The organism is Aidingimonas lacisalsi, assembly GCF_008079445.1.
In the GTDB taxonomy this organism is placed as follows: Bacteria; Pseudomonadota; Gammaproteobacteria; order Pseudomonadales; family Halomonadaceae; genus Aidingimonas; species Aidingimonas lacisalsi.
Genome location: NZ_VRYH01000002.1, coordinates 211,340 through 237,783 on the forward strand (window position 1 = coordinate 211,340; position 26,444 = coordinate 237,783).

A 26,444-nucleotide genomic window follows, 5' to 3' on the forward strand; every position below is an offset into this window, starting at 1 on the left:
TCTTGCGTGTCATCCGAGCATCATCTAAATATGGATGTTAGCGCTAACATGAATAGACGACACTGAGGCTTTTATCAAGCGCTCAGTCGAGGAGACACCGAATGCCGCAGCAATCATCAGCCAATGCCATAGGCATCATCGGTTTGGGAGCCATGGGGGCGGGTATTGCCGGCGCCATGCGTGCTTGCGGACTGAATGTCATTGGTTGCGATGTCTCGGAACAGGCCAGACGGGCTTTCACCGCAGAGGGTGGACGTTGTGTGGCGCATCCTCACGAGTTGGCGGCGGAATGTCGCATCGTGGTGATGGTCGTGGTCAATGCCGAGCAGGTCGAGACGGTACTGTTTGGTGATGATGGGTTGGCGGCTCGCTTGGCATCCCGCAGTTTGATCGTGCAGTGCGCGACTGTCGCGCCGAGCTATGCTCGCGATCTGGGCGAGCGTCTCGCCAACCATGATCTGATGATGCTGGATGCACCGATCAGCGGTGGTGCCGTCAAAGCGAAAAGCGGCCACCTCTCGGTGATGGCGTCAGGATGCGAGGCAGCGTTCACCATGGGCAGCGAAGCGCTCGATGCCATGGCGGCTCAGGTGTATCGCCTAGGCGACTCCCCCGGTGTGGGGTCCAGCGTCAAGCTGGTCAATCAGCATCTGGCTGGAGTGCATATCGCGGCGGCAGCCGAAGCCATGGCGCTCGGCATACGCATGGGGATCGATCCTCACACGCTTTACGATGTAATTACGCATTCAGCGGGTAATTCCTGGATGTTCGAGAACCGCGTTCCGCATATCCTGGCGGGTGACTATACGCCACTTTCGGCGGTGGATATCTTCGTCAAGGATCTCAATCTGGTTCATCAAACCGGACGCGAACTGACATTTGCCATGCCGGTGGCAGCCAGTGCGCTGCAGCAATTTACCGCCGCCAGCGGCGCCGGCCTGGGGAAAGAGGACGATGCGGCGGTCATCAAGGTCTATCAACGATTATCCGGCCTGGATCTGCCTGCGGCCAACGATACCGATCATAGTGAGGTAACGTCATGACACTGGTGCTGGGAGCCATCGCGGACGATTTCACCGGAGCCACCGATCTAGCCAATAACCTGGTTCGTGCCGGCATGCGAACCTTGCAAGTGATAGGTGTTCCCGACGGCGATGTGGCGCTGGGGGAGATCGATGCCGTGGTCGTTGCGTTGAAGTCACGGACTTGTCCGGTGTCCGAAGCGATTGCTGACTCTCGAGCGGCACTCGACTGGTTGCAGGAGCAGGGCGCTCGGCAACTCTTTTTCAAGTACTGTTCGACGTTCGATTCCACCGACGACGGCAATATCGGCCCGGTGGCGGATGCACTGCTCGACCGTCTGGAAAGCCGGCAAACCGTCATGGTACCGGCATTTCCCATCAATGGACGGACCGTGTATCAAGGCCATCTGTTCGTCGGGGACCGTCTGCTCAATGAGAGTGGTATGGAGAATCATCCACTCAATCCGATGACGGACGCCGACCTGGTGAGAGTCTTGTCCCGTCAAACATCCCATACGGTCGGCTTGTTATCCCATCACGCCCTGGTGTCGGGCATCGAAACCACTGGGCAACGCTTGCGAACCTTGCAGGCCGATGGGGTCCGTCACGTGATTTGTGACAGCCTGGATGAACATGACCTCGCAACGCTGGCGAGCGCCGTCGTCGAGTATCCGTTAGTCACTGGAGGCTCTGGATTGGGACAGGCCTTGCCTGCGGAATATCGACGCCTTGGTTGGCTGGACGAGGTTACGAACGCCGGTCGATTGACGCCGTCGAGTGGTGCGTCGTTAGTGGTTTCGGGCAGTTGCTCTAAAGCGACTCTGAGCCAGGTAGAGCATTTTCTGGCTGATCATCACGGTTTCGCACTGGACCCGTTGTCCCTTTCGGAAGGTGACGACATGTTCGAGCAGGCACTGGCGTTTGCCCGTGAACATTTGTTTGCCGGGCAGGGGGAGGCCCAGCCGGTCCTGCTGTACGCGTCGGCGTCACCCGAGAAGGTCGACAAGGCCCAGCAGCGACTGGGGGCGACAGCAGCCGGCGAGTTGGTAGAGCGAGCACTGTCCCGGCTGACGCGCATCCTGGTCGATGAGGGCGTGGGAAGATTGGTGGTCGCGGGTGGCGAAACCTCCGGAGCCGTGGTGTCGGCTCTCGGTATTCGCGAGTTGCGCATCGGTGAGCAGATCGATCCTGGGGTTCCCTGGACTCAAGCGCCGTTACCCGAGCGCGACACGCCCCTCTCTCTGGCCTTGAAATCCGGCAACTTCGGTGATGTCGATTTCTTCTCACGTGCATTCGAGGTGTTGCCATGAGCGTGCATCATGAAAATCAGTTGCGCGAGCAGATATCGGTGCTGGGCAAGTCGTTGTTCGACCGTGGCCTGACCATGGGGTCCAGCGGCAATATCAGTGTGCGTCTGGAAGATGGCGGATGGCTGATGACGCCCACCAATGCTTGCCTTGGGCGGCTCGATCCGGCGCGAATCTCGCATCTGGACGAGCAAGGTAGGCAACTCGGTGGCGACGCGCCGACCAAGGAAACTTTCCTGCACATGGCGATGTATTCAGAGCGTCCCCGTTCCCAGGCCATCGTTCACCTGCATTCGACGCACTCGGTGGCGGTATCCTGTCTGCCAGATATCGATCCACATGACTGCATTCCGCCATTGACGGCCTACTATGTCATGCGCGTCGGTCGATTGCCGCTGGTGCCTTACCACCTCCCCGGTGACTCGGCGTTGGGCGATGCCGTCCAGGGGTTGGCGGGAAAGCATAGTGCCGTGTTGCTGGCCAATCATGGGCCGGTGGTGGCTGGAAAATCATTGGAAGCCGCGGTCTATGCTACTGAAGAACTCGAGGAGACGGCCAAGCTGTTCCTGCTACTGCATGGCCGCAACCCGCGTGCCCTGACCGATGAGCAGGTAGCAGAGTTGGAAGCCCGTTTCCCACGGGATTGATATACCTAAGGCGATGGTCATATCGCCATGTCGGGAGCTTGCCATGCATGTATTGATGACCGGTGCGGCCGGTTTCCTCGGCCAACGTCTGGCCCGAGCCCTGATCGAACGTAACGAGCTCGATGGACGGACGCTCTCACATCTGACGTTGGTGGATCAGATGGAGGCACCGATGCCTGCCGACGCCGCCTGTTCGGTGGACACCCGAGCCTTGGATATCACCGCCGACGGTGCGTTGGATGCGATGCTCGACACACGCCCGGATGTCATTTTCCACCTTGCTGCGGTGGTCAGTTCGGCGGCCGAGGCCGATTTCGATCTGGGCATGCGGGTCAATTTCGATGCCACGCGAGCGTTGCTGGAGAGCTGCCGGTCCCGGGAGTTGTCGGCTACCCGACTGATCATGGCCAGTTCCGTGGCGGTCTACGGGGGAGACTTGCCCGAGGTGCTCGACGATTTGACGGCGCTGCAGCCGCAGAGCTCCTACGGCACGCAAAAGGCCATGTGTGAGCTGCTGATCAATGACTACAGCCGTCGCGGTTTCGTCGACGGTCGGGTGTTGCGTTTGCCGACCATCGTGATCCGGCCGGGTCGACCCAATGCGGCAGCATCCAGCTTCGCCTCGGGTATCTTGCGTGAACCTCTCAACGGCGAGACGACGGTGTGTCCCGTGCCGACCGATCTGGATTTGTTCGTGATGTCGCCGGATCGTGTGATCGAGTCCCTGTTACATGGGGCTGAAGTCCCGGGCGCGGATTTCGGTGCATCGCGTAGCCTGATGCTGCCGGGGCTGACGGTAAGCGTCGATGAGATGTTGGAGACGTTGCGCGAGGTGGCCGGCCAGGAGGCGCTGGATCGGGTCAGCTACGAGCGTGATCCACGCATCGAGTCGATCGTCGCGAGCTGGCCGCCACGCTTCGAGACACGCAAGGCACAGCAATTGGGATTCAAAGGCGATGATAACTTCCGCGATATCGTCGACGCCTATCTCGAGGAAGCACACAAAGCATGAAGAGGTAGGTGGCGCGGGTAACCGGGGTGCATGACCAGGCCCCTGAGAAAGGTACAGCGGAGAATCCGTTGGCCAACCATCAAAGCGCAAACTCCGTAGGAGGAATAACAATGACACGCTTCGCTCACAATGCATTGACTGCCGCCATCGCCAGCGCTTCCACGCTGGCCCTGGCTACCGCCAGTCTCGGTGTCCAGGCACAAGAAACGATTACGCTGGGACACACCACCTCAGACAATTCGCACTATTCGGTGGGGGTCGATGCCTTTGCCGAAAAACTCGAAGAGCTCAGTGACGGTGCCTTCGTCGTCGACGAACAGCCGTCCGGTGCGCTGGGTGGAGAGCGCGACATGATCGAGGGGCTGCAGATCGGCACCCTGGATGCCGTCGTGACCTCGACCGGACCACTGGGTAACTTCGTTCCCGAGACCTATGTGCTCGACCTGCCGTTTCTGTTCGAAGACTACGACCATGCGCGTTGTGTACTGGATGGGGAAATCGGTCAGAGTCTGCTCGACAAGGTGGAAGAGAATGACTTGATTGCGCTGGCCTGGACGGAGAATGGATTCCGTCACATGACCAACAGCGATCGGGACATCAAGACGCCCGAAGACGCCGAAGGCCTGAAGATCCGCACCATGGAGAACGAGATGCACATGGCGGCCTTCGAGGAGATGGGCGTGCAACCGACGCCGATGGCCTTCCCTGAGTTGTTCACGGCGCTGCAGCAGGGCACGGTCGACGGTCAGGAAAACCCCATTTCGGTCATCCTCACCAGTAACATGTGGGAGGTTCAGGATCGCTTGTCACTAACCGGCCACGTCTATTCTCCGGCTATCATGCTGGCCTCGCCGATATTGTGGGAAGGCCTCAGCGAAGAAGAGCGCGAGTGGTTCGTCGACGCTGCCCAGGCCGGGGCCGAGGCGACTCGTGCCGAAGTCTCGCGGCTCGAGACTGAAGGTGTCGAGGAACTCAAGGAGAAAGGCATGACCGTTATCGAAGACATCGATAAGTCGCAATTCCAGGAGGCGGTCGAACCCTCCTATACGACGTATACCGATGAATACGGCAGCGAAATGCTGGATCGCATCCGCAATAACGACGACTGCTGATTCCTCCCTGAACCCCCTCCCCGGCGGCACCGCCGGGGAGGTCTGATACAAGGTGAACACCATGGTGGAGCGCTTCCTGCGTGTCGAGTCTCATCTCACACGCCTGGCATTGTTCGTCGCCGTGTTGATGCTGGTTCTCTCGGTCGTGACAGGTTTTTACCAGGTTTTGACTCGGTTTGTCTTCAATGCGCCGTCGACCTGGTCGGAAGTGATGGCCCGCTCGACGATGATCTGGTGTGTCTTCCTGGCCATGGCACCCTGTTTTCGCGGTGGCTACATGATGGCCGTCGAGATCATCTACAAACTGGTACCGGCACGGGCGCTGATGCTGGTGGAGAGCTTTATCGGACTGGCCTGTCTCATCGTGCTGGTGATTCTGTTCTACTTCGGCATTGCAATGACAGTGCGCGTGAGCGGTCAGACATTGTCCGGACTGGGAATCTCGATCGCCTGGGCGTATGCAGCGATTCCGGTAGGTGCGGGATTTTCCCTGATTGCCTTGTGCGCCCGACTGCTGGCTCAGGTGACGGGCCGCGAGACCATTGGTCCACAACGGGATGAAGCGGAAGAGAGCGTGACATCCGACACCACTGCCGATTCCCAGAAAGAGAGGAGGGCTCGCTCGTGAACGCTGCTATCGCGATCTCCCTGGTGATCCTGTTTGCGCTTGGCGTCCCGATTGCCATCTCCATGGTGTTGGCGTCGGTGATCGGCATCGAGTTCTTCTCACGTCTGCCGTTGTTGATGGTGCCGCAGCGGATGTTCGTCGGTATCGATAACTTCCCGCTGATGGCGATTCCCTTCTTCATCCTGGCGGGGAATCTAATGGCGGCCGGGGGCATTTCGGAGCGTCTGGTCGACCTCGCCAAATCCATCGTGGGTGGTTTGCAGGGCGGCCTGGCCATGACCTGCGTGCTGACCTGCATGATGTTTGCCGCCGTATCGGGGTCCAGCGTAGCGACAACGTTTGCCATCGGCTCGATCCTGATCCCGGCGATGGTCAGACACGATTATCCCAAGCCGCTGGCTGCTTCGATTCAGGCCTCGTCCTCGGAACTGGGCGTGCTGATACCGCCGTCGATTCCGTTGATCCTTTATGGTGTCAGTACCGATACGTCCATTGGAAGGCTATTCATCGCCGGCATCGGTCCAGGGATACTGGTCGGCGGTGCCTTGCTGACTTTCCTGTATCTGTTCTGCAAGATCCGTGGTTATGGCTTGCGTGATCGCGAGGATCGCACCGGTTTCGTGTCGGCGTTCAAGCGTGCCTGGGTCGCCATGTTGATGCCAGTCGTGGTGATCGGGGGCATTTATGGTGGCGTCTTTACGCCAACCGAAGCATCGGCCGTGGCCGTGGTCTATGCACTGGTCGTCGGCGGACTGATCTATCGGGAACTGACATTCCGGGAACTCTGGCCGATCCTGCGTCAGAGCGTGATTTCCACTGCCACCGTCATGTTGATCATCTCCGCTGCGGCGCTGTTCAGCTTTTTGATCAGCCGTTCGGGGTTGCCATCGCAGGTTGCGGCCTGGGTGACCGAGGTGTTCGACAGCCCGGTTTCCTTCCTGCTTGCCGTCAACGTCATGCTCTTGGTCATCGGCATGTTCGTCGAAACGTCCGCCGCCATTCTGGTGCTGGCACCGATCTTTACGCCGATCGCCATGCAGTACGGCATCGACCCTGTCCATTTCGGCCTGATCGTCGTGGTCAATCTGGCGCTGGGCATGTTTACGCCGCCCTTGGGTGTCAACCTGTTCGCGGCCTGTGCCGTGGCGAAATTATCGATCGATCAGTTGCTCCCCTGGCTCCTGCGGTTCGTGTTGGTGGTCCTGGCCTGTCTGATGGCGATCACCTACATGCCCTGGATCTCGATGGGGCTGGTCGACCTGCTTTATTGAGTCTGAAAACTATCGTCAATAAAACTATCTTCAATGGAGGCATGATTCATGAGTCGTTTACCCGCCACGCCACCTTGCGCAGCCCTGATCGGTGGGGAGTGGGTCACCACGCCGCAGTCACTGAGTGTCGAGGCGCCGTCGTCGGCAACGCCGCTGGCAGAGATCGCTCGCTGTCAGTCACCCCAGGTCGATGCAGCTGTCGACGCAGCGCGCCAGGCCTTTGACGGCGCGCTGGGGACCTGGAGCCAATGGTCGGCGCGTCAGCGTGGTGAATGGTTGCATCGCTTTGCCGATGCCATCGATGCCGACGCCGAGACCTTGAGCGCGCTCGAGTGCGCCGATACCGGTAAAGCGATGCGTCAGGCCAAGGGCGATATTGCCGTCTGTGCGCGTTACTTCCGCTTCTATGCCGGTGCCGCCGACAAGTTGCATGGCGAGACGATTCCTTTCGAGACCGACTATACCGTCATGACGCTACGGGAGCCCTATGGTGTCTGCGGTCAGATCATACCCTGGAACTACCCGTCGCAGATTTTCGGGCGTTGTATCGCTGCCGCTCTGGGGGCTGGCAATACCGTCGTGCTCAAACCCGCCGAAGATGCCTGCCTGAGTGTGCTGCGTCTGGCTGAACTCGCCATGCAGTGCGAGCTTCCGGCGGGTGTCCTGAATGTCGTGCCGGGGCTGGGAAGTGAAGCCGGTGCCGCGCTGTCAGGACATGCGGGGATCGATCATCTGTCATTTACCGGTTCACCGGCGACCGGCACGCTGGTGGCCCAGGCGGCGGCGGCCAACCATGTGCCGGTGACCATGGAACTGGGCGGCAAGTCGCCACAGATCGTGTTCGCGGATGCCGACATGGATACCGCACTGGCTACGGTCGTCAAGGCGATCATCCAGAACGCCGGTCAGACCTGTTCCGCCGGCAGCCGACTGCTGGTCGAATCCCGTTGTTACGACGAAGTGGTGGCGGCGCTGACCGAGCGCTTCTCGGCACTACGCTGTGACGCTGGCGAGGCGGACCCGGATTGCGGTCCGCTGATCAATGCCCGCCAGCGCGCCAAGCTGGAAGATGCGTTGTCCGCAGCGAAGGCCGATGGCATTCGTGTCGCGGCTGCCGGGCAGTTGGCGGACAGTGCGCCCGCCGAAGGGCATTTCGTCGTTCCCCAGATGCTGGTCGATGTCCCGGAGGGCCATGACGTGAGCTGTGAAGAGCTGTTCGGACCGGTACTGGCAGTACAGCGCTTCGAGGATGAGGACGATGCCATTCGTCTTGCGCATACCAGTGACTTCGGTCTCTGTGCCGGTATCTGGACGCGTGATGGTGGTCGTCAATTGCGCCTGGCCAAGCGCATTCGTAGCGGCCAGGTGTTCATCAATGACTATGGTGCAGCCGGCGGCGTGGAATTGCCGTTCGGTGGCATGGGGCGCTCTGGACACGGTCGTGAGAAGGGGTTCGAAGGGCTGAAGAGCTATACCCAGATTAAAACCGTTGCCATCCGGCATGGCTGAGGAAAGACAATGACTTACAAGATTGCTGTTCTTGCCGGTGACGGCATTGGTCAGGAAGTGATGCCGCAAGGGCTCAATGTCCTGGAGGCAGTGGCGAAGCGTTTCGATCTGCCATTGACGTTCGAGCATTTCGACTTCGCCAGTTGTGCCTATTACATGGAGCATGGCGACATGCTGCCGCCTGATTGGCATGAGACGCTATCGTCCTTCGATGCCATTTACTTCGGTGCCGTGGGCTGGCCCGACACGGTACCCGATCATGTCTCGGCATGGGGCTCGCTGCTCAAGTTCCGACGTGCCTTCGACCAGTACGTTAATCTACGCCCATGTCGCTTGATGCCCGGCATCGAGAGCCCACTCAAGGGTCGCGAGCCGGGGGATATCGATTTCCTGGTGGTACGCGAGAATACCGAAGGGGAATACTCACGGCTGGGCGGTAAAGTCTTCGAGGATACCGACCGCGAAGTCGTGCTGCAGGAAACCTTGATGACGCGGCAGGGGGTCGATCGTGTTCTGAAGTATGCCTTCGAGCTGGCGCGATCTCGGCCACGCAAGAAGCTCACCTCGGCCACCAAATCCAACGGTCTGTCGATCTCGATGCCCTATTGGAACGACCGGGTCAAAGCCATGAGTGGCCATTATCCGGATGTCGAGGTCGATCAGTTCCATATCGATATTCTCACCGCCAATTTCGTGCTGCACCCCGACTGGTTCGATGTCGTCGTGGCCAGTAACCTGTTCGGCGACATCCTGTCCGACCTGGGGCCGGCCTGTACCGGAACCATCGGTATCGCGCCGTCCGGGAATATCAATCCGACCAAGCAGTATCCCAGCCTGTTCGAACCGGTACACGGCAGTGCACCGGATATTGCTGGCAAGGGGGTCGCCAACCCGATCGGCCAGATATGGTGCGGCGCCATGATGCTGGATCACCTGGGCGAGCCGAAGGCGGCGGATGCCATCGTCAAGGGGATCGAAGCCGTGCTCGCGCGCAGCGACCGTTCTGTCGTCACGCCGGATCTGCAGGGAACCGGCACCACGGAGGCTCTGGGCAATGCCATCGTCGATGCCGTGTTATCCAGCTGACAGCGTGTACGCAGAGAGCAAGGAGAGTGAATGATGAATAGACAGTACCGGGTCGGCATGATCGGCGTAGGCCTCATGGGGCATGGCATTGCCACCAATATCCTGCGAGCGGGCCATGCGCTGCGCTTTCTCGACCATCCCGGCAATCAGCCGGTTGATGACCTGTTGGATGCAGGGGCATCACGCCATGCCAGTGCTCGCGAGGTGGCCGAGGGCGCGGAGGTGATCATCCTCTGTGTGACCGGCACCCCCCAGATCGAGAGCGTCCTGTTCGATACGGATGGAGTGCTCGACGGCTTGCCGGCCGGTGCCATCGTCATCGATTGTTCCACGGCCATTCCGAGCTCCACGGAAGCGATTGCAAAGAAGGTCAATGCTGCCGGAGGCCGGTTTCTCGATGCCGCAATGACGCGTACCCCCAAGGAAGCCGCCGAAGGTCGTCTGAACCTGATCGTGGGGGCACCGGAAGAACTGTTTGCCGAGGTCCGCCCGCTGCTGGAAAGTTTTTCCGAGCATATCACCCATGGTGGTCCGGTCAGTTCTGGGCACAAGCTCAAGTTGCTGCACAACTATGTGTCATTGGGCTTTACGGCCGTACTCGCCGAGGCGACCGCGGCATCAAGACAGGCCGGTATCGACGATGATGCGTTCCTCGAAGTGTTGGGGAATGGTGGCGGTGGCGGTGTCGTGCTGGAGCGTCTGCGTCCGTTCATCAAGGCAGCGGACCCCTCGGGCTTTCGCTTCAGCCTGTCCAATAGCCTCAAGGATGTCGGCTATTACAATGCCATGGCCGGCGATGTCGGCGCATCGCATCAGGTCGCCGGGGCGATCGAAGCCCTGTATCGTCAGGTCGATGACCAGGGGGAGGGAGACCGCCTGGTCCCTGAGTTGATCCAACTGCTGGGTAAGCGCTGAGCCACGGCGCCTGCCGGTCGTGTCGACCTACCCGGGGGCATGTTCGGGCCCATACTGTGAACCATTGTGGCGCCGGGCCTGGCGGAGATTCTCCAGCGTCATGGCACAAGCGTCGGCGGCCTCGCGCCCCTTGGTCACGAAGTGCTCGCGGAAGAACGCCGTGTGGGTGGCATGCTCGTGGAAATGGTGCGGGGTGAGCACTACCGACAGCACCGGCACCTCGGTGTCGAGTTGGACGCGCATCATGCCGTCGATCACCGCCTGAGCGACGAAATCGTGGCGATAGATGCCGCCATCGACCACGAAACCGGCACCGACGATGGCGTCATAGCGACCGCTATTGGCCAGCAGCTTGGCCTGCAGGGGAATCTCGTAGGCGCCGGCGACGCTGAAGATCTCGACCCGGTCTGCTTCGATGCCGTGCCTCTCGGCGAGGGTGGCGATGAACGCTTCGCGGGCCTGGCCGACGATATCGCCGTGCCAGCCGGCCTGAATGAAGGCGATGCGGGGGACATGACTGGAGGTGGACTGATTCATGGTTTTCCTCGTTGATATCACCAGAATCAGGGCATGCAGGATCGATCGCCAGGCGCCACCGGCGCCCATCGCTCGAGCCGTCCTCTTCCATCCGGACTATCACCGTCGGCTTCGGAATCGCACCGAATCTGCTGACCCCGGTCGCGGCCGTGTCGGTGGAGAACCGCACACCGGCCGTCCCGGGCGCTCGCGGGCTGAGGCGAAAACCGCCATCACCGCCGGTGGGGACTTTCACCCCGCCCTGAGAACAATGACCGCGGTCTGGCCGCGGTCGGGGGATATTGTATGCGGGACCGTCTGGCGACGCTAGTCTCTCCGGTCTCAGCATCGAGGATCCAATGTGTGCCGGGTCTCGGTGACGGCTCTGGAACCAGCAGCGTGTCGAAACTATAGCGACCTTTACAACGCTGTAGCGAGGATGGCTTGCACGGTAATTAGCCTTGTAGGCTCCCGGTCATCTTTCCCGAACTGACAAGCGGGCGCGTAGCAAGTGCAATGCCGGCTTCAGCCGGCGTCGCGGATCTTGCTGAAGTAACTGTCGCTACCGATCTGTCCGCCCTTGAAGGCAATCTCGATCCTGTCGAAAGCAGGATCGTCACTGTAGGCCGTGCACAGGGGGGAGCCGGGAGTTTCCGGTAGCGGCAAACGGGTCGTGAGTGCCTGGATACCCAGTTGCTGGATGGCATGGCTTGAGGTGTCTCCACCGGCAACCACGACACGTGTCAGTCGCTCGAGGCGCACGAGTTCACGCATCAGATAGCCGAGTCGTTGTCCCAATTGATGCCGTGATGACGATGGTAATTCCGCCTGATGGCTCTCCGGCCCCAAGGCGGTATGGAGGACGACGCTCCGACCGTCCTGCAAAGCCCGCCGGGCTTGGGTCAGACTGTTCTCGAGAACCGCCTCGGCGGTGTCGTCACTGGCCAATTGCTTGGCATCGAGTGCGATACCATGGAAGCCATCGGCTTGCGCCTGACGGATCTGGCGTGCAGTGGTTTCCGAGCAACTGCCGGAAACGACAGCGACCCGGTCCACAGAGCCCGGATTGCTGAAACGAGGGGCGGTATCGATGACCGCCTGCCGGCGCCACTCCTTGAGCAGGGCATATTCGACCCCGGATGAACCGACAACGAAGCCGCCCGTATTCGGTCGGGTGCGCCACAGTTGTCGTCCCACTGATGCCTGACTGGTCTCGTCGAGCACATCATAGAGTAATGCCTCGTGACGTTGATGCCAGGTGTCGACATGCGAGTCGATGTCACTCATGCCGAGTGCGATGATGTCTGCCAGGCCGATATCCAATGATGTCTGTCGGCTCAGGTGACGACGCAGGTCGGCCTCGTCCATGGGAGTCACCGGGTGGCAAGACATGATGGGGTGGCGGTCGATGCGATACACCTCACCCTGGGCAGCGGCGAACAAGTGTCCGAACGCGGTATGGCGCTTCATCTGGGGAACGCCGACGACAATGGGAACACAGTGCCGCCCATGCAGTTCGCGGCCGATTTCCAGGGCACAGCCGATGTTGCCGACGTCCGGCGCACTGTCGAATGTCGAGCAGGTCTTGTAATGGCACAGTGCAGCGCCGCGGTCACGGAGCCAAGTCAGTGCAGGACGAAGATGCTCTCGCATCCAGGCGGGCGATTCGCTGCGGCTGGTGCCGGCGAGGCCGATGGCCTGATAGTCGGCGAAGCGGGCCAATTGGGCGTTGTCGGGAATCGCAGTGAACAATACCGTCGGTACGCCTTGGCTGCTCAAGGCTTCCAGGACGTCCGTCGAACCGGTCAAGTCATCGCCGTAGTAGCTGATCAGTGGTGTTGACAGCGGAGCGGGCATCAGCGGAAGGCCTCCAGCGCCTGGGCGAGTTCATGGTGATCGGCGGCATAGTCGTCCAGTGTGATGCCGGCCACTGCCGCGTCCCAGGCCTGGCGTAGACTACGAACGCCGGCACCGATGCCGCCTGGATGCGCCATGATGCCTCCGCCGGCACAGAAAATCAGATCGGTACTGCCGATTGCCTGGTAGGTATCGACAGCCTGGTCGGCGGTCTGCCCCGACGAGAAGACCGGCATGACTTCACAGCCCGGTGTCGGTGGATCGAACATCGGTGTCAGGCAACTGCGGGCGCTGGCGATGACGCTGGCATCGTCCTCGGTGAACTTGTTGCGCAGTCCGTTGACGTGAAGATGATCGACACCGGCCAGACGCCAGAGTTTTTGATATGCGATGTAACTCATGCCGATATAGGGGGAACGGCTGAACAGTCCCCATCCTGCACGATGGCCGTGCAGTGCCAGTTGACAGTGGCGGCGCAGATGAGCGACTCCCGACAGCCCGACGCTCTGGATGGCTACCATCACGCAGCTCCCCCCGGCGGCAGCTACATAGTCGTGATTATCGCGCATCTCGTCGATATCGCCGGTGATATTGAAGGCGTACATTACCTGGCGGCCGGTCCGTTCCGCATGCTCGCGAATGATCGGCATCACCGCATCGACTCGGGCCTTCAAAGGGTTGTGCGGACCGTTGGACTGCAACTCGTCATCCTTGATGAAATCGATGCCGCCCTCGACCAGTTGCCTGACCGTGTCCGCGGTCGCTGCGGGAGACAAGCCCACGCTGGGTTTGATGATGGTGCCGATCAAGGGACGATCGGGGACGCCGCTCAACCGACGGGTGCCGGCAATGCCGAACCGAGGGCCGGGATAGCGGTCGGCGAAGTCGGTCGGCAAGGCCAAGTCGAGTAACTTGAGTGCCGAGAATTCCTTGAGTTCGAACAAGTTGCCGGCCACGGTCGAGAGCAGGTTGGGCAGCGAGGGGCCGAAATTGGCAATCGGCCAGGACAGTGTGACATTGGCACGCTGATAGCGGCGTTTGGCCGCTCCTTCCTGCGGGGGGCGGGTCGGCAGCGAGGGTGTCTCGACACTGTCCAGTCGCTCGATGTGCTCGATCATGGCACCGTGGTTGGCGCGCAGGTCATCGGTCTCGCTGGCGAGGCGCGTGAAGGTGCCGGATGACTGCTCGCCGGCCATGACATCGACGGCCTGTTCGATCGGGTACGGTGTCTCGATGAAATAGCTGGCTCGAATGCGCTGGCTCATGGTCGTCCGCTCAGGTGATTCGATGGATGCTGGCGGTGATCTCGTCAGGCTCGAAGACACGCTTCCAATCGTCGCGCATCAACATGGGCTTGCCGTTTTCGATGGCTTTATTGCAAGCATCGGAGAAGGCACCCGGCTGTTCGTCGAAGGTCACCGCACCAAGGATATTCATGTGGCCAAGCAGAAAATCACGCGCACACTGCTCGGAGACGCCACGTTTGACGACTTCATCCATGGCTTCACGCATCACGGCCAGCAGAGTGGCGCACACGGTTTCTGACAACCCGGGTTCGAGTAGCGCCATCTGTTCGACGGACACACGGTGAGCGCGTCCCACCGGTGCATAAATGGTGCGCGCAATAGCCTCGCCCAGTTCGAAGTGTCGTTCATCGCCTTGCATCAAGGCACTGACGATGTGCTGGGTCGCCTTACTGCCACCGAAGTAGTCCCGTTTCGCTTCCAGGTCGGTTTCGTCATTGAAGATCGAGGGATGACAGGGGTGGGTGACGAAATAGATCAGGTCGTCGCGCTCGGGAAGATGGCCGGCAAACGGCGCGGCAGCATCCAGAGCGATCACCATGGTGTCGCTGGCGAGATTGGGCGAGAGTTGATGAGCGATCTTGCCGATCAAGGTGTCGGGGACCGCCAGTATGACTGCATCGGCTCCGTCGACGGCCGTGTCGGCACCGACGCAGTCGATATCCAGCTCTTGCTTGAGGCGTTGACGACCGTCCTCGCTTACCTCGACATGACGTACCTGAAATTCTGAGTTCTTGAGGTTACGGGACAGCCGGAAACCCATTTTGCCGCCGGCCCCAATCAACGCGATGGTTGTCATGATTTGTGCGCCTCGTCGCTATCCTAGAATTGTGAGCTAACTGGTATAATGACATAATAAGTAGACCATACTGTCAAACACGACTTTGGTGGTAGGGATGTCGTACCGGCCGTTAGCCGGATATGCTGCCAGCCAGTGTTACCGAGGAAGGCCTGACCATGAATGATGTTGCCAAGATCGCTCGCCGCAAACTCTCCGATGAAGTTTTCGATCGGCTCTACGCCATGCTCCTCAACGGTGACTATGCACCGGGAGAGCACTTGCCTTCAGAGCGGGAATTGATGGCGATGTTCGGGGTCGGGCGGCCGGCGATTCGTGAAGGCACGCAGGCGCTCGAGCGCCTGGGAATGGTCTCGATTCAGCATGGACAGCGGCCAAGAGTCACCATGCCAACGGCGGATGGGTTGTTGTCGCAGATCGAACTGACCGCCATGCATATGCTGTCCAGTTCGAGCGAATCCCTGGAGCATCTCAAGGAAGCGCGGGCCTTTTTCGAACTAGGAATGGTGGGGCGTGCCGCCAGGGTGGCGGGTGATGATGACATTGCGGAACTGGAAACGCATCTGGAGACACAACGTAGTGCGTTGAACCGCGATGCAGGTGCCTTCATCAAGGCTGACATGAGTTTCCATACGGCGATTGCCGCAATGACCGGCAATCCCATTTTCGCTGCAGTGAGCCAGGCGATGCTCAATTGGTTAGCCAACTTTCATGCGGCCATGCTGCATTGGGAGGGCAATGAGCATGTCACGCTGGAAGAACATGAACGCATCATCGCCGCCCTGCGGGGTCGTGATGAGATCCGCGCCGTGGCGGAAATGCGTGCTCATCTCGATCGGGCTCGGAGTCTTTACAGCCTGACCTGAACATGACCGCTATACTCAAGCCAGCCAGAGTCAATGTAGTGTCTCCCAGGGAGGATTCGGTGAATGCTGGCACGGCGGGTATGGTGGCAATGTGCGCTCTGGTGGGCCGTGATGCTGGGGCTGACTGCCTGTACGACGCCGATGGTCCAGGACCGTTCTCATGTGGACATTGCCCAGGCAATTCAGGCCCATTATGAAAGCGGTTTCGACCGACTGTCTCCGAGCAAACAGCGTCATTACGCACAGCGAATGTATCGCATGACCGGTGACAGCGCGTACCTGCCTGTCAGTCGTCGTTATGCGCGGCAACTGCTGGCCGATCTGCAGCGCGAAGTCGATGGGCTGATGAGCGCCGGTTACGCTACGCAGAGGGCGCGCGAACTGCTCGCCGGTTATCCCCAACGCACGGCGAAACAGCGCTCGCGCAGGCAGATGTTCGAGCGGTGGGGAGAGCTCATCTACGCGCGCAAGTTGCTGTTCTGGATGAGTCAGGCGGAGACCTACGGGGTGCTGGAATGCGTTGAAGGCCATCAACGGGCATTCGACTATCTGGCCGATATCGATTTCCGTACTTTCCTGACCGATCCACAGGTACTGGAGGTATATGCCGCTCAGGTAGCGAATGCCGTCTATTATCTATACCAGCTTGGTATCGCGGATCTGCGCTCGGAGGTCATCGATGCCTTTCGCGCTCATTTCCCCCCGGAGCGCAATGCCGAACTCGACCAGGCCTCCTGGCGTAACAAGCTCTATGGCATGACCCATTTCGTCATTGCCGAGAGCCGTTATTATCAGCGCCCGGTGGATGCAGGCCGCTTCGATTGGCTCTTCGAGGAGCTTCGCAGCGACCTGGACCGGGTTCTGACGGTCAAAGAGGATATCCTGGCCGAGGTCGGCATCAGCTTCCTTCTGACCGGGCAGGCGGAGGCTCCTGCCTTGGCCCGAATCCGTGAGGCCGTGGCCGAAGCCTATGACCCCCGGGCGCGCATGATTCCCGGCGCGAGCGGTGGGCTGGAGTTCGACCGGGGTGAGCATCGCAACGTATTGGCGATCATGCTGTTCGACTGGCCGGAGACACTGCACCCCGGCCCCGATTTCTCCGCAACCATGGAGGGTGAGCGGTGTCGTCTGGCTTCGCCGCCGACGGTCATCAACTGAATTGCGTGAAACTCTCTGCATTGAGCCATAAATGCACCGCGATACTCGCGATGTAGCCAAGCAGTATGATGGGCGACCACTTCAGGTGTCCCATGAACGTATAGGAGCCTCGGGCCTGGCCCATCAACGCCACACCGGCAGCGGAGCCGATCGACAGGAGGCTGCCACCGACACCGGCAGTCAGCGTGATCAGCAGCCAATGACCGTGGGACATGTCAGGCTCCATGGTCAGGACGGCAAACATCACGGGGATGTTATCGATGACGGCCGAGATGATGCCTAGCGCAACATTGGCCCAGGTCGCATCCCATTGGCTATAGAGAACTTCGGAGAGCGTGGCGAGATAGCCCATGAACCCCAGGCCGCCGACGCACATCACGACACCATAGAAAAACAGCAACGTATCCCATTCGGCGCGGGCGATACGGTTGAAGATATCGAAGGGAACAACGCTTCCCAGACGCTCCAGCGCCTGCCGGTCACCGCGACGCATGGCGACGTTGCGGCGGTGATCGAGGGAGCGTCGCAGGTAGTAACCGAAGAACTGCAGGTAACCCAGACCGGTCATCATGCCCAGGACGGGGGGCAGATGGAGCAGGGTATGGCAGGCGACGGCGGTCGCGACGGTCAGCAGGAACAACAGGATGATGCGCCTGGCCCCACGCTTCATCGAGATATGCTCCTGGCCGGCATGCGGGCGATGCGCCTTGACGAAAAAGCTCATGGCTATGGCCGGGACCAGGTAATTGACCAGCGCGGGCGCCAGTAATTCAAGAAACTCATGGAAATTGAGCATGCCTGCCTGCCAGACCATCAGCGTGGTGATATCGCCGAAGGGGCTGAAGGCTCCGCCGGCATTGGCGGCGACCACGATGTTGACACAGGATAGATTGATGAAACGGTGATCCCCTTCCGCTACCTTGGTGACGACGGCACACATGAGCAGGGCAGTGGTCAGGTTATCGGCGATAGGGGAAATGATGAATGCCAGGGAGCCAGTGATCCAGAACAGGCTGCGGTAGCTGAAACCGCGTTCCAGTAACCAGCCGCGCAGGGCATCGAAAACGCGGCGTTCCTCCAGTGCATTGATATAGGTCATCGCCACGAGCAGGAACAGCATCAATTCCGTGAACTCCAGGAGCGTTTCCCGGAAAGCGTGCTCTGCCGCATTCGGCATGCCGGCATCGACATATACCCAGCCGATGAGGGCCCAGATGATACCGGCGGCTACCAGCACGGGTTTGGACTTCCGCATTTGCAGCTTTTCTTCGCTCATGACCAGGGCATAAGCGAGGATAAAAATGCATAAGGCGATGAAACCGATACCCGATCGTGTCAGGTTCAATTCACCGGTAGCCGCCGATACGCAAGGGCTGAACAACGTAATGAGCAGGATCAGGACATGATAGGAAAGACGGGTGTGCGTTGTTTTCTTCATGGAGAATCGTCAATCGTGAGTGTTAGTTTGTGAGAATAAGAGTGCAATGGGAGTGTTGATGTTACCATGGCATCTCTCTGATTAGCCTGTGTCGACGTCGTTGACGGGCGCAGTAATTCTCTAGGGGTGAAAGAGCGTCGCATGTTTCTCGATGATTATCATACGGTCAAGGATGGTCGCGTTCGCATCACGGCTGACCAAGCTAGCCATTTCGCCAAGTACATCTCCGGTGATTACAACCCTATCCACAATACGGATGCGCGCCGTTTCTGCGTCCCCGGCGATCTGCTATTCGCCTTGGTGCTAGCCTACTATGGGTTGTCGCAGTGCATGACGTTTCATTTTCGCAGCATGGTAGGTAATGATGTCCCGCTCATTTTCGAGCAGCCATCAGACGATGTGATCGTTGTCGCTGACGAGAATGGCAAGCATTATCTCGAGGTCGAAAGACAGGGGGAAACGACGCGTGATCCTGTCGTAGTGGAAGCATTCACGCGGCGCTATGTCTCTTTTTCCGGCAAGAATTTTCCACATTATTTAAAGCCACTCATGGAAGACAAGGGCGTGATGTTCAATCCTCAACGTCCACTGGTGATCTACGACAGCATGGGGTTCGCCCTGGATCGGCTGGATGTTACCGACCCAGGATTGACGCTGTCGACTTCGTCTTTCGAGGTGAGTGGCAAGCGGGGGGAAGTGCTGCTCGAGTTTCGTATGACGGCGGCTGGTGTTGCCATTGGCCACGGTTCCAAAAAACTGGTGGTGAGTGGCCTTCAGCCTTATGATGCCAATGCCATGGACGCTATCGTCGATGAATTCTATCGTCTCAAGGCCGCTTATGAGGCAACGGTCTGAGACGGCGTGTCGTTGGCTGGTATACGCAGCCGACGTCCCATGATCAGACCGCCCAATGGACGCCGATTGGCCAGAACACTCAGTCCCAGTGACCCGAAGAACCCCATCACGGCAAGCAAAACGGTGTAGTCGATCACGCCGAGCCCCAGTTCGTGACTGATGACGTCGGCGATACCGAAGAACAATGGATGGGCAAGGTAGATACCGAATGAATATTCGTTGATCAGTCGCACGAATGCGGGCGCTTGTCGTCCCTTGAACCACCGCATCATGACGCCGATGAATATCAGGAAAAGCGGCATGACCCAGACCTCTTTCGAGGAAAGTTCGATATCGGTGCCAAGGGACAAGCCAACCATGATGGCGAAGGCGAGAGTCAGTAGTGATGTCAGCCCCCGCAACCGCAGTCCGCTATCCAGTCTATCGTAGTAGTACTGCCGAGCGACACGTATGGCAAAGAAGAATATGTAGAGCCAGCCGATGGGTATGACCCATAGCAGATACCCCGGCAACGAAATCTCCAGTAGCGTTGCCATTGCCCAGTAAAGCATGCTGATCAGCGTACCTGCCATGACCCCGATGTCAGCGTTCAAGTAACGTTCCAGATCATAGCGAACATAGCACCAATAGAAGGCATAGAACTGGATGGCGATCAGAAGAAAATAGCCGTGCCAGTGACTATAGATCATGTAGTCGATGAGTAATCGGCCATAGCCTGTGTCCAAACGGTTGCCTTCCGCCAGGAAATACTCCGCCCCCGAATAGAGAAACGCATAGGCAATATAGGGTATCAGGAGATATTTGCTCCGTTGGCGGAGAAATCCGGCAGGGATGTCCTTGCCATAACGAATCGTGAATAGAAAAATCGAGATGAAGATGAATGTCGGTGTACCGAGTACGGTGAAGAGTCTCGTGAGATCGAGATAGATGTTATCGGCATACTGGTGGACACGGTCGAGCAGGTGGTACACGAAAACGGCGATACAACCGTAGAATCGTAGCCAATAGATTTCGTAGATTCGTTTCATGCCACCAGAGCGCCTTTTCATCAGGTGAGGTTCGAGCGCATCGCGATCGACATCATGTCGTTGTTCCTATATTGGATATGACTGACCAGAGGACAGCGGCCATTGGGACAAGCGCTGGCACGAAAGGTTCTTGGGTGGTGGAAGACTCGGAGCTGGTGTCGAACCGAGGCCACAGTCATCTGTCCCACGTCACCGATGGATAGCATTCAATGATGACAGGAAGCTGACATGACGTGGCCTCGTTTCTCCCCCGGATTGGTGTTCCTGTGCCTGTTTCTGGCTACCTCCCATGGCTGGGCAGGTCGGGTCACACACCATACTTTTGAATCCGAAGTACTCGATCGGGCCTACCCCTATAACCTGTATTTACCCGATGAGTATGCGACTGCCGAGCAATCATATCCCGTTATCTACTTGCTCCATGGTTCATTCGGCAGCGAATACGACTGGGCGTCACGCGGAGGCTTGCGCAGGACGATGGACCGCCTGATCGAGGCGGATACCATTCCACCGGCGATCGTCGTCATGCCCGGTAGTCAGAGTTGGTGGGTCGACGGCTACAATGAGCAGGCCGAAACCGCTTTCATCGAGGATCTGATCCCTCACATCGACCAGACCTGGCGGACCATCGCCCGTCGCGAAGGACGCTTGATAGGCGGGCTGTCTGCGGGTGGTTATGGAGCGGTGAATTTCATCCTGCAGTATCCGCAATTGTTCGGTGCGGCTGCGGCCCTGAGCCCAGCGTCATACTCTCCCCAGCCACCGGCCAATTCCTCGGGACGTCGGCATCCAGCCTTTTTGGGGCCGGATGGCAATTATGACGAAGCCATGTGGCAGCGACTCAACTACCCGCAGTACCTGGAAGGCTATAGAGCGAATGGTGTAACGGTCCCGCTTTATATCAGTACCGGTGATCGCGATGCCTTCGATATCGTGAGTCATGCCACGACGTTATACCAAGTCATCAAGGACCATCAGCCCGATCAGGTGATGTATCGGGTCGTGCCAGGCGGGCATCAGTGGCGAGTCTGGCGGCGTGAGCTGCCGGTTGCCCTGAGGTATATGTTTCGCCATCTGGAGTCGGCGACTGTAGAAGCGAGCGATGCATCGTCATGAAGTAGCCAATGCACAACGTGACACTAGCCAGTCACGAAAGGTGGCCAAGGGGGGGAAATCCGCTTTTTCCGGTGGATAGAGCAAGTAATAGCGGCGTCGACTGTCCAGGCCGGCATCCAGGGGAATGATCAACCGGCCGTCTGCCAGTTCGTCCTCGACCAGGCAGCGGGCGACCAGTGCGATGCCGATACCGGAGACGGCAGCCTGGATCATATGGGCGGAGAATTCGAAATGCGGCCCGAGTCGCATATAGCCCAGCGGCAGCCCTTGCGCCGTGAACCATTGATGCCAGGCTTCGGATCGCACGGCGATTTGCAGCAGCAGGTGGTCGATGACATCGGCCGGTTGCCGGATCGGTTGCCGCGCCAGAGTGTCGGGGCTGGCAACCAGGACCATGTCTTCATCGACGAGTGGGTGGGCAATCAGCCCAGGCCAAGGGTCGACTCCGACGTTGATGGCGGCGTCCATGCCCGAGTCGGTGATGTCGTATTCGCCGATACGCGTATGCAGATGGATCATCACTCCCGGATGGCATCGATAGAAATCCCCGAGTCCGGGCATCAACCATCGCGACCCGAAGGTCGGCAAGGTCGCCAGATTCAGGGAACTCACTCCCTTGCGGAAGGCGCCTACACGCGAGCTGGCGCCACTGATACGTGCCAGTGCCGGCGCAATGTCTTGAGCATACATAGCTCCCACTTCCGTCAACCGGATATGCCGACCATCCCGCTCGAACAGTTCGACATCGAGTAGCTGCTCCAGCGCCTGAATCTGACGGCTGACCGCGCTTTGTGTCAGGCTGAGTTCGGCGGCGGCTCGGGTGAAGCTACGGTGACGGGCGGCGGCATCGAATGCCAGTAGCATCGACATGGAAGGCGCAAGTCGATGTATATTCATTCATATACCTCATGCAAAGGCCGAATAATAATCGATTGTAGCCGTGTTCGGCCATCGTCAGACTTCATTAATATCATGCAATACAAGAGGAAGGGATGATGGATAGCGAGACGCGATTGCCGCTCACATCGACGAAGTCATCGACACCCCGAGCGTCTTGGCTGGCGTCACGACGCCTTGCCCGGGTCTTCTGTCTCGATGATTTCGAACCGGTCGCTAAACGCTATTTGCCCCGCCCGATTTTCGGTTACGTGGCCGGGGCGGCAGAAACCAACACGTCGTATCGTGACAATCGCGCCGTGTTCCAAGAATACGGTTTCATGCATCGGGTGCTGCGCAATGTCAGTACGCGTGAACAGTCGATCACGTTGTTGGGGCGCCATTATGCGGCGCCAATCGGCATCGCTCCGATGGGCATCTCGTCGCTGACCGGCTATCGAGGCGATCTGGCTCAGGCCCAGGCCGCCGAACGGTCAGGGATTCCCATGATACTGAGCAGTTCGTCCTTGATCCGGTTGGAGGAGGTGGTCGAAGCGGCGCCGCACACCTGGTTTCAGGCCTATCTGCCCAGTGAGTCGGAGCGCATTGCCGCGCTGGTCGACCGCGTCGCTCAAGCGGGTGTCGAAACACTGGTAGTCACCGTTGATTCGGCAGTCGTGCCCAATCGGGAAAACAATCTGCGCAATGGCTTCAAGACCCCGCTCAGCCCGGATCTCAAGTTACTCTGGGATGGATTGACTCATCCGTCCTGGAGTCTGGGAACGTTCCTGCGTACCTTGGCTCGTCACGGGATGCCGCATTTCGAGAACAGCGGAGCTGAGCGCGGGGCCGCCATCGTGTCGCGTCATGTGGCCCGCGACTTTTCCGGTCGCGAGCACCTGGACTGGGATGAGTTACGGCGTATTCGTCGTCAGTGGCAAGGGCGCTTGGTCATCAAGGGCGTACTGCATCCCGATGATGTCGTGACGGCTCGTCAAAGTGGGGCGGATGGTGTGATTCTGTCCAATCACGGCGGGCGTCAGCTCGATGGCGCTATCTCACCGATGCGTGCCTTGCCACAAGCGGTGGATGTCGCCGGTGACATGGCCGTGATGATCGACAGCGGCTTCCGACGCGGAACCGATATCATCAAGGCCCTGGCATTGGGGGCGCAGTGCGCGTTCGTCGGTCGCCCGTTCAACTATGCAGCGGCGATTGGCGGCGAGGCGGGTGTCGATCACGCCATTCGCCTGCTGATGTCGGAAATCCGTGCCGATATGGGGATGCTGGGCATCACCCGTCTGAATGAGCTCGATCCGTCGATGCTGGTGGCCTCACCCACGTTGCGCTCATGAACTGCTTGTCAGCCGTGTTCCAGTTCGGTCAGACGGCGTTCGAGGAAACGACGTTCGGGCCCCTGCTGGACCAGTGACAGCGCCTGTCGGTAGCTCTCCCGGGCGTGTTCCAGTCGGCCCTGGCGACGGTACAGGTCGGCACGCGCCGCATGCGCCAGATGGTAGTCGCCGAGTTCTCCGCCAGCCATCAAGGCATCGATGAGTGACAGACCGACGCCAGGCCCATCGCGCATGGCGATGGCCACGGCGCGATTGAGTGCCACGACCGGCGACGGTGTGATACGCATCAACACGTCGTAAAGGCCGATGATCTGTTCCCAGTCGGTGGCCTCGGCGCTGGGAGCTTCCGCATGCACGGCGGCAATCGCCGCCTGGAGTGCATAAGGGCCGAATCGCCTCGAAGACAGGGCTCGTTCGACCAGTGAACTCCCTTCGTCGATCAACTCACGGTTCCATAACGTCCGCTCCTGCTCGTGGAGCAGGATCAGTTCACCCGTTGGGGTAGTCCGTGCATCCCGGCGTGACTCCTGTAACAGCATCAATGCCAATAGTCCCGCTACCTCAGGCTCAGGTAATAAATCGTATAGTAACCGGCCAAGTCGGATCGCTTCACATGACATGTCTGTACGTATCAGTGTGTCGCCGAACGACGCGGAATAGCCTTCATTGAAGACCAGATAAATGACGCGAAGCACGCCATCCAAGCGCTCGATCAAGGCGTCTGGTTCGGGTAGGTGATAGGGAATGCCGGCATCGCGAATCTTGGCCTTGGCTCGCACGATACGCTGGGCGAGAGTCGACGGCGAGGTCAGGAAGGCGCGAGCCACCTCTTCGGTCGTCAGTCCACATACCTCACGTAGTGTCATGGCCACCTGGCCATCCAATGGCAGGGCTGGGTGGCAGCAAGTGAAGATCAGTCGTAAAGCATCGTCGGCGACACTGGTGTCATCGACCGTCTCTGTGGAGCACTCGAGTTCCAGTTGGTATGCGATCTCGGCGAGGCTGCTATCGAAGCGCGCCCGCCGTCGTAAACGATCAATGGCACGAAAACGACCGGTGGAAACCAGCCAGGCCCTGGGATTGGCGGGAATTCCATCTCTCGGCCATTGTGCCATGGCAGCAGTAAAGGCATCGTGCAGCGCCTCTTCAGCGAGTTCAAAGTCTCGCAGCAGACGGATCAGGGTCGCGAGCACTTGGCGTGAGTGCTCGCGATAGACGGCGTCGATGGTCTGTCTGACGTCACGGTCGATGCTGGTCATGGTCAAGAATCGGCGGTTCGTGCTGCCTGGAAGGGAGCGTCGGTAGCCAGTTCCCGCGTGGGTCTTACCTCAACGCTGCCGACCCGAGCAGCCGGTATACCGGCTGCGACCTCTATCGCTTCGTCCAGGTCGTTCGCTTCTATCAAGTAGAAGCCGGCCAGTTGCTCCTTGGTTTCAGCGAAGGGACCGTCCGTCAGGGAGACCTTGCCATTTCTGGACCGAACCGTCGTGGCACTCTGTACCGGTTGGAGCGCTTCAGCGGCCAACATTCGACCGCTGGCGTGCAGCGATTCGGCATATGCCTGACATTCACTGTCATGCGGGCTGTCTGGAAGGTCGTGCAAGGCATTTTCGTTGCTGTAGACAAGGCAAAGGTATTTCATGGTGATGTCCTGTAAGGGGCAGAGAGTTTGACATGGATACCGGTCGGGAGGATGTCTCATGACATAGCGTAGTCGTCTACAAGGCGTTCTATTCGACAAAAATACTGTCCGGGATTGAAAGAGGTTACTGCAGTCACCATGTCGTTTATTTAGAGGGCTAACTAATTCCGCAACACCTGCTGGCAAGGAGTTCTGGTATGGCACAAGCAATCCTTCCGCGCATCGGCCTCGGTACCTTTCGTCTCAAGGAGCAGGAGGTTATCGACTCGGTGAGTTCCGCTCTGGAACTCGGGTACCGACATATCGATACCGCGCAGATGTATGAGAACGAAGCGGCGGTAGGCAAAGCCATTCGGGAGAGTGGTGTCCCGCGTGACGACATTTTCCTCACGACCAAGGTGTGGTACGACCGGCTACAGGGCGACGACCTGATCAAGAGCCTGGAAGAGAGTCTGGAGAAGCTCGGCGTCGATCAAGTCGACCTGGCCCTGATTCACTGGCCGTCTCCGAAAGGCGAGGTGCCGATGGCCGAGTACATCGGCAATCTCGACGAGGCGCGCAAGAGGGGGATGACCAAGCACATCGGCATTTCCAACTTCACCATCGCCCAAGTGGATGAGGCTCTGAGTGTCCCCGGCGGTGAGCACATCATCACTAATCAAGTCGAGGTACATCCGTTCCTGGGCAACCATGCGCTGGTCTCGCATTGCCAAGCCAGGGGGGTGCAGGTGACCGGTTACATGCCGCTAGCCGTCGGTAAGGTCATGAAAGAGCCGGTGTTACAGGAGATCGCCAATGAGCATGGTGTAACGCCGGCACAGGTCGCGCTGGCCTGGGTCGCTGCACGCGATATCGTGGTGATTCCGTCATCGACCAAACCGGCCCATCAGCGCGCTAACCTCGCTGCGCTGGATCTCGAACTCAGCAGTGACGAAATGGCCAGGATCGATGCACTCGATGCCGGTGAACGTATCGCTAACCCTGATTTCGCTCCCGAGTGGGATGACTAAGAATACCTCGAGGTGTGATTGACGCCACATCGGTGGCAAGAGAGTCGGGCCAACGCTTCAGGGCGTTGGCCCGTTTTCGCTGGCGTGCTCGCTTGCGGTGACATCAGGCTGTCAT

General features: G+C 59.2%; 25 protein-coding genes and 1 riboswitch. Of the genes, 16 read left to right on the forward strand and 9 right to left on the reverse strand.

Features of this window, described 5'->3' with window-relative positions:
• Positions 1-62: 62 nt before the first annotated feature.
• The 10 genes from ltnD (at position 63) to FVV99_RS04290 (ending at position 10,509) form a co-directional block, all read left to right on the forward strand.
• Positions 63-1,043, forward strand: coding sequence for an L-threonate dehydrogenase (gene ltnD / locus FVV99_RS04245; RefSeq protein WP_269090055.1), 981 nt, complete (start codon positions 63-65; stop codon positions 1,041-1,043).
• A complete protein-coding gene (gene otnK, locus FVV99_RS04250) occupies positions 1,040-2,332 on the forward strand; it encodes a 3-oxo-tetronate kinase (protein ID WP_148252801.1) in 1,293 nt (430 codons plus the stop codon). Before ltnD ends, otnK begins: the two co-directional genes overlap by 4 nt.
• Entirely contained in the window at positions 2,329-2,976 is a 648-nt protein-coding gene (gene otnC, locus FVV99_RS04255; RefSeq protein WP_148252802.1) for a 3-oxo-tetronate 4-phosphate decarboxylase, read from the forward strand. The genes otnK and otnC overlap by 4 nt, the downstream gene beginning before the upstream one ends.
• Positions 2,977-3,019: 43 nt before the next feature.
• Positions 3,020-3,988, forward strand: coding sequence for a D-erythronate dehydrogenase (gene denD / locus FVV99_RS04260; RefSeq protein WP_148252803.1), 969 nt, complete (start codon positions 3,020-3,022; stop codon positions 3,986-3,988).
• A gap of 110 nt (positions 3,989-4,098) precedes the next feature.
• A complete protein-coding gene (locus FVV99_RS04265; RefSeq protein WP_148252804.1) occupies positions 4,099-5,100 on the forward strand; it encodes a TRAP transporter substrate-binding protein in 1,002 nt (333 codons plus the stop codon).
• A 61-nt stretch (positions 5,101-5,161) separates the two neighbouring features.
• Entirely contained in the window at positions 5,162-5,728 is a 567-nt protein-coding gene (locus tag FVV99_RS04270) for a TRAP transporter small permease (RefSeq protein WP_148252805.1), read from the forward strand.
• Complete coding sequence (locus FVV99_RS04275; RefSeq protein ID WP_148252806.1) at positions 5,725-6,999, forward strand: TRAP transporter large permease; 1,275 nt, start codon at positions 5,725-5,727, stop codon at positions 6,997-6,999. Before FVV99_RS04270 ends, FVV99_RS04275 begins: the two co-directional genes overlap by 4 nt.
• Positions 7,000-7,047: 48 nt before the next feature.
• Entirely contained in the window at positions 7,048-8,508 is a 1,461-nt protein-coding gene (locus FVV99_RS04280; RefSeq protein ID WP_148252807.1) for an aldehyde dehydrogenase family protein, read from the forward strand.
• Positions 8,509-8,517: 9 nt separating this feature from the next.
• Positions 8,518-9,594: a tartrate dehydrogenase gene (locus FVV99_RS04285; RefSeq protein WP_148252808.1), complete on the forward strand. Its 1,077-nt coding sequence runs from the start codon at positions 8,518-8,520 to the stop codon at positions 9,592-9,594.
• 33 nt (positions 9,595-9,627) lie between these two features.
• On the forward strand, positions 9,628-10,509 hold the full coding sequence (locus FVV99_RS04290; protein ID WP_148253169.1) for an NAD(P)-dependent oxidoreductase: 882 nt from the start codon (positions 9,628-9,630) through the stop codon (positions 10,507-10,509).
• Between the two features lie 27 nt (positions 10,510-10,536).
• Here the strand turns inward: FVV99_RS04290 and FVV99_RS04295 are convergent, their stop codons facing one another.
• From FVV99_RS04295 to FVV99_RS04310, 4 genes are all read right to left on the reverse strand, one after another.
• A complete protein-coding gene (locus tag FVV99_RS04295) occupies positions 10,537-11,046 on the reverse strand; it encodes a 6,7-dimethyl-8-ribityllumazine synthase (protein ID WP_148252809.1) in 510 nt (169 codons plus the stop codon).
• A 75-nt stretch (positions 11,047-11,121) separates the two neighbouring features.
• Positions 11,122-11,299: riboswitch (FMN riboswitch) on the reverse strand.
• A 251-nt stretch (positions 11,300-11,550) separates the two neighbouring features.
• Entirely contained in the window at positions 11,551-12,882 is a 1,332-nt protein-coding gene (locus FVV99_RS04300) for a four-carbon acid sugar kinase family protein (protein WP_148252810.1), read from the reverse strand.
• Complete coding sequence (locus FVV99_RS04305) at positions 12,882-14,147, reverse strand: ribulose-bisphosphate carboxylase large subunit family protein (protein ID WP_148252811.1); 1,266 nt, start codon at positions 14,145-14,147, stop codon at positions 12,882-12,884. The genes FVV99_RS04300 and FVV99_RS04305 overlap by 1 nt, the downstream gene beginning before the upstream one ends.
• A gap of 10 nt (positions 14,148-14,157) precedes the next feature.
• The gene (locus FVV99_RS04310; RefSeq protein ID WP_148252812.1) at positions 14,158-14,985 is read right to left on the reverse strand and encodes a phosphogluconate dehydrogenase C-terminal domain-containing protein; all 828 of its coding nucleotides are present in this window, start codon (positions 14,983-14,985) and stop codon (positions 14,158-14,160) included.
• Between the two features lie 158 nt (positions 14,986-15,143).
• Here FVV99_RS04310 and nanR point away from each other — a divergent pair, with 158 nt between their 5' ends.
• Together nanR and FVV99_RS04320 are read left to right on the forward strand one after the other, a co-directional pair.
• A complete protein-coding gene (gene nanR, locus FVV99_RS04315; protein WP_148252813.1) occupies positions 15,144-15,851 on the forward strand; it encodes a transcriptional regulator NanR in 708 nt (235 codons plus the stop codon).
• Positions 15,852-15,914: 63 nt separating this feature from the next.
• Positions 15,915-17,009: a DUF3541 domain-containing protein gene (locus FVV99_RS04320; RefSeq protein WP_148252814.1), complete on the forward strand. Its 1,095-nt coding sequence runs from the start codon at positions 15,915-15,917 to the stop codon at positions 17,007-17,009.
• Here the strand turns inward: FVV99_RS04320 and nhaD are convergent.
• Positions 17,002-18,447 (reverse strand): sodium:proton antiporter NhaD, encoded by a 1,446-nt coding sequence (gene nhaD, locus FVV99_RS04325; protein WP_148252815.1) that lies wholly within the window; start codon positions 18,445-18,447, stop codon positions 17,002-17,004. The two genes, FVV99_RS04320 and nhaD, sit on opposite strands and share 8 nt — an antisense overlap.
• 141 nt (positions 18,448-18,588) lie before the next feature.
• On the opposite strand from nhaD, the gene FVV99_RS04330 reads away from it, so the two are divergent.
• Positions 18,589-19,302, forward strand: coding sequence for a DUF3581 family protein (locus FVV99_RS04330; protein ID WP_148252816.1), 714 nt, complete (start codon positions 18,589-18,591; stop codon positions 19,300-19,302).
• On the opposite strand, the gene FVV99_RS04335 is transcribed toward FVV99_RS04330, so the two are convergent.
• The gene (locus tag FVV99_RS04335; protein ID WP_161598957.1) at positions 19,284-20,330 is read right to left on the reverse strand and encodes an acyltransferase family protein; all 1,047 of its coding nucleotides are present in this window, start codon (positions 20,328-20,330) and stop codon (positions 19,284-19,286) included. The genes FVV99_RS04330 and FVV99_RS04335 overlap by 19 nt on opposite strands.
• Positions 20,331-20,558: 228 nt before the next feature.
• On the opposite strand from FVV99_RS04335, the gene FVV99_RS04340 reads away from it, so the two are divergent.
• Positions 20,559-21,446: an alpha/beta hydrolase gene (locus tag FVV99_RS04340; RefSeq protein ID WP_148252818.1), complete on the forward strand. Its 888-nt coding sequence runs from the start codon at positions 20,559-20,561 to the stop codon at positions 21,444-21,446.
• Here FVV99_RS04340 and FVV99_RS04345 read toward each other — a convergent pair.
• Entirely contained in the window at positions 21,441-22,343 is a 903-nt protein-coding gene (locus FVV99_RS04345; protein WP_148252819.1) for a LysR substrate-binding domain-containing protein, read from the reverse strand. The two genes, FVV99_RS04340 and FVV99_RS04345, sit on opposite strands and share 6 nt — an antisense overlap.
• A gap of 95 nt (positions 22,344-22,438) precedes the next feature.
• On the opposite strand from FVV99_RS04345, the gene FVV99_RS04350 reads away from it, so the two are divergent.
• On the forward strand, positions 22,439-23,677 hold the full coding sequence (locus FVV99_RS04350; RefSeq protein ID WP_236645288.1) for an alpha-hydroxy acid oxidase: 1,239 nt from the start codon (positions 22,439-22,441) through the stop codon (positions 23,675-23,677).
• A gap of 8 nt (positions 23,678-23,685) precedes the next feature.
• Here the strand turns inward: FVV99_RS04350 and FVV99_RS04355 are convergent, their stop codons facing one another.
• Entirely contained in the window at positions 23,686-24,936 is a 1,251-nt protein-coding gene (locus FVV99_RS04355) for an RNA polymerase sigma factor (RefSeq protein WP_148252820.1), read from the reverse strand.
• A 2-nt stretch (positions 24,937-24,938) separates the two neighbouring features.
• Positions 24,939-25,319 (reverse strand): YciI family protein, encoded by a 381-nt coding sequence (locus FVV99_RS04360; protein WP_148252821.1) that lies wholly within the window; start codon positions 25,317-25,319, stop codon positions 24,939-24,941.
• A 197-nt stretch (positions 25,320-25,516) separates the two neighbouring features.
• Here FVV99_RS04360 and dkgB point away from each other — a divergent pair, with 197 nt between their 5' ends.
• On the forward strand, positions 25,517-26,329 hold the full coding sequence (gene dkgB / locus FVV99_RS04365; RefSeq protein WP_148252822.1) for a 2,5-didehydrogluconate reductase DkgB: 813 nt from the start codon (positions 25,517-25,519) through the stop codon (positions 26,327-26,329).
• Positions 26,330-26,444 lie beyond the last annotated feature (115 nt).

Excerpts from the sequence above, each read along its gene's own strand:
- nanR (WP_148252813.1), top strand. The coding sequence starts at position 15,144 with ATGAATGATGTTGCCAAGATCGCTCGCCGCAAACTCTCCGATGAAGTT.
- FVV99_RS04330 (WP_148252816.1), top strand. The coding sequence starts at position 18,589 with ATGTTTCTCGATGATTATCATACGGTCAAGGATGGTCGCGTTCGCATC.
- FVV99_RS04350 (WP_236645288.1), top strand. The coding sequence starts at position 22,439 with ATGATGGATAGCGAGACGCGATTGCCGCTCACATCGACGAAGTCATCG.
- FVV99_RS04355 (WP_148252820.1), bottom strand. The coding sequence starts at position 24,936 with ATGACCAGCATCGACCGTGACGTCAGACAGACCATCGACGCCGTCTAT.
- FVV99_RS04290 (WP_148253169.1), top strand. The coding sequence starts at position 9,628 with ATGAATAGACAGTACCGGGTCGGCATGATCGGCGTAGGCCTCATGGGG.
- FVV99_RS04280 (WP_148252807.1), top strand. The coding sequence starts at position 7,048 with ATGAGTCGTTTACCCGCCACGCCACCTTGCGCAGCCCTGATCGGTGGG.
- FVV99_RS04300 (WP_148252810.1), bottom strand. The coding sequence starts at position 12,882 with ATGCCCGCTCCGCTGTCAACACCACTGATCAGCTACTACGGCGATGAC.
- FVV99_RS04305 (WP_148252811.1), bottom strand. The coding sequence starts at position 14,147 with ATGAGCCAGCGCATTCGAGCCAGCTATTTCATCGAGACACCGTACCCG.
- FVV99_RS04310 (WP_148252812.1), bottom strand. The coding sequence starts at position 14,985 with ATGACAACCATCGCGTTGATTGGGGCCGGCGGCAAAATGGGTTTCCGG.
- FVV99_RS04270 (WP_148252805.1), top strand. The coding sequence starts at position 5,162 with ATGGTGGAGCGCTTCCTGCGTGTCGAGTCTCATCTCACACGCCTGGCA.
- FVV99_RS04265 (WP_148252804.1), top strand. The coding sequence starts at position 4,099 with ATGACACGCTTCGCTCACAATGCATTGACTGCCGCCATCGCCAGCGCT.
- FVV99_RS04360 (WP_148252821.1), bottom strand. The coding sequence starts at position 25,319 with ATGAAATACCTTTGCCTTGTCTACAGCAACGAAAATGCCTTGCACGAC.
- denD (WP_148252803.1), top strand. The coding sequence starts at position 3,020 with ATGCATGTATTGATGACCGGTGCGGCCGGTTTCCTCGGCCAACGTCTG.
- FVV99_RS04335 (WP_161598957.1), bottom strand. The coding sequence starts at position 20,330 with ATGAAACGAATCTACGAAATCTATTGGCTACGATTCTACGGTTGTATC.
- FVV99_RS04345 (WP_148252819.1), bottom strand. The coding sequence starts at position 22,343 with ATGAATATACATCGACTTGCGCCTTCCATGTCGATGCTACTGGCATTC.
- FVV99_RS04285 (WP_148252808.1), top strand. The coding sequence starts at position 8,518 with ATGACTTACAAGATTGCTGTTCTTGCCGGTGACGGCATTGGTCAGGAA.
- FVV99_RS04320 (WP_148252814.1), top strand. The coding sequence starts at position 15,915 with ATGCTGGCACGGCGGGTATGGTGGCAATGTGCGCTCTGGTGGGCCGTG.
- FVV99_RS04295 (WP_148252809.1), bottom strand. The coding sequence starts at position 11,046 with ATGAATCAGTCCACCTCCAGTCATGTCCCCCGCATCGCCTTCATTCAG.
- nhaD (WP_148252815.1), bottom strand. The coding sequence starts at position 18,447 with ATGAAGAAAACAACGCACACCCGTCTTTCCTATCATGTCCTGATCCTG.
- otnK (WP_148252801.1), top strand. The coding sequence starts at position 1,040 with ATGACACTGGTGCTGGGAGCCATCGCGGACGATTTCACCGGAGCCACC.
- dkgB (WP_148252822.1), top strand. The coding sequence starts at position 25,517 with ATGGCACAAGCAATCCTTCCGCGCATCGGCCTCGGTACCTTTCGTCTC.
- otnC (WP_148252802.1), top strand. The coding sequence starts at position 2,329 with ATGAGCGTGCATCATGAAAATCAGTTGCGCGAGCAGATATCGGTGCTG.
- FVV99_RS04340 (WP_148252818.1), top strand. The coding sequence starts at position 20,559 with ATGACGTGGCCTCGTTTCTCCCCCGGATTGGTGTTCCTGTGCCTGTTT.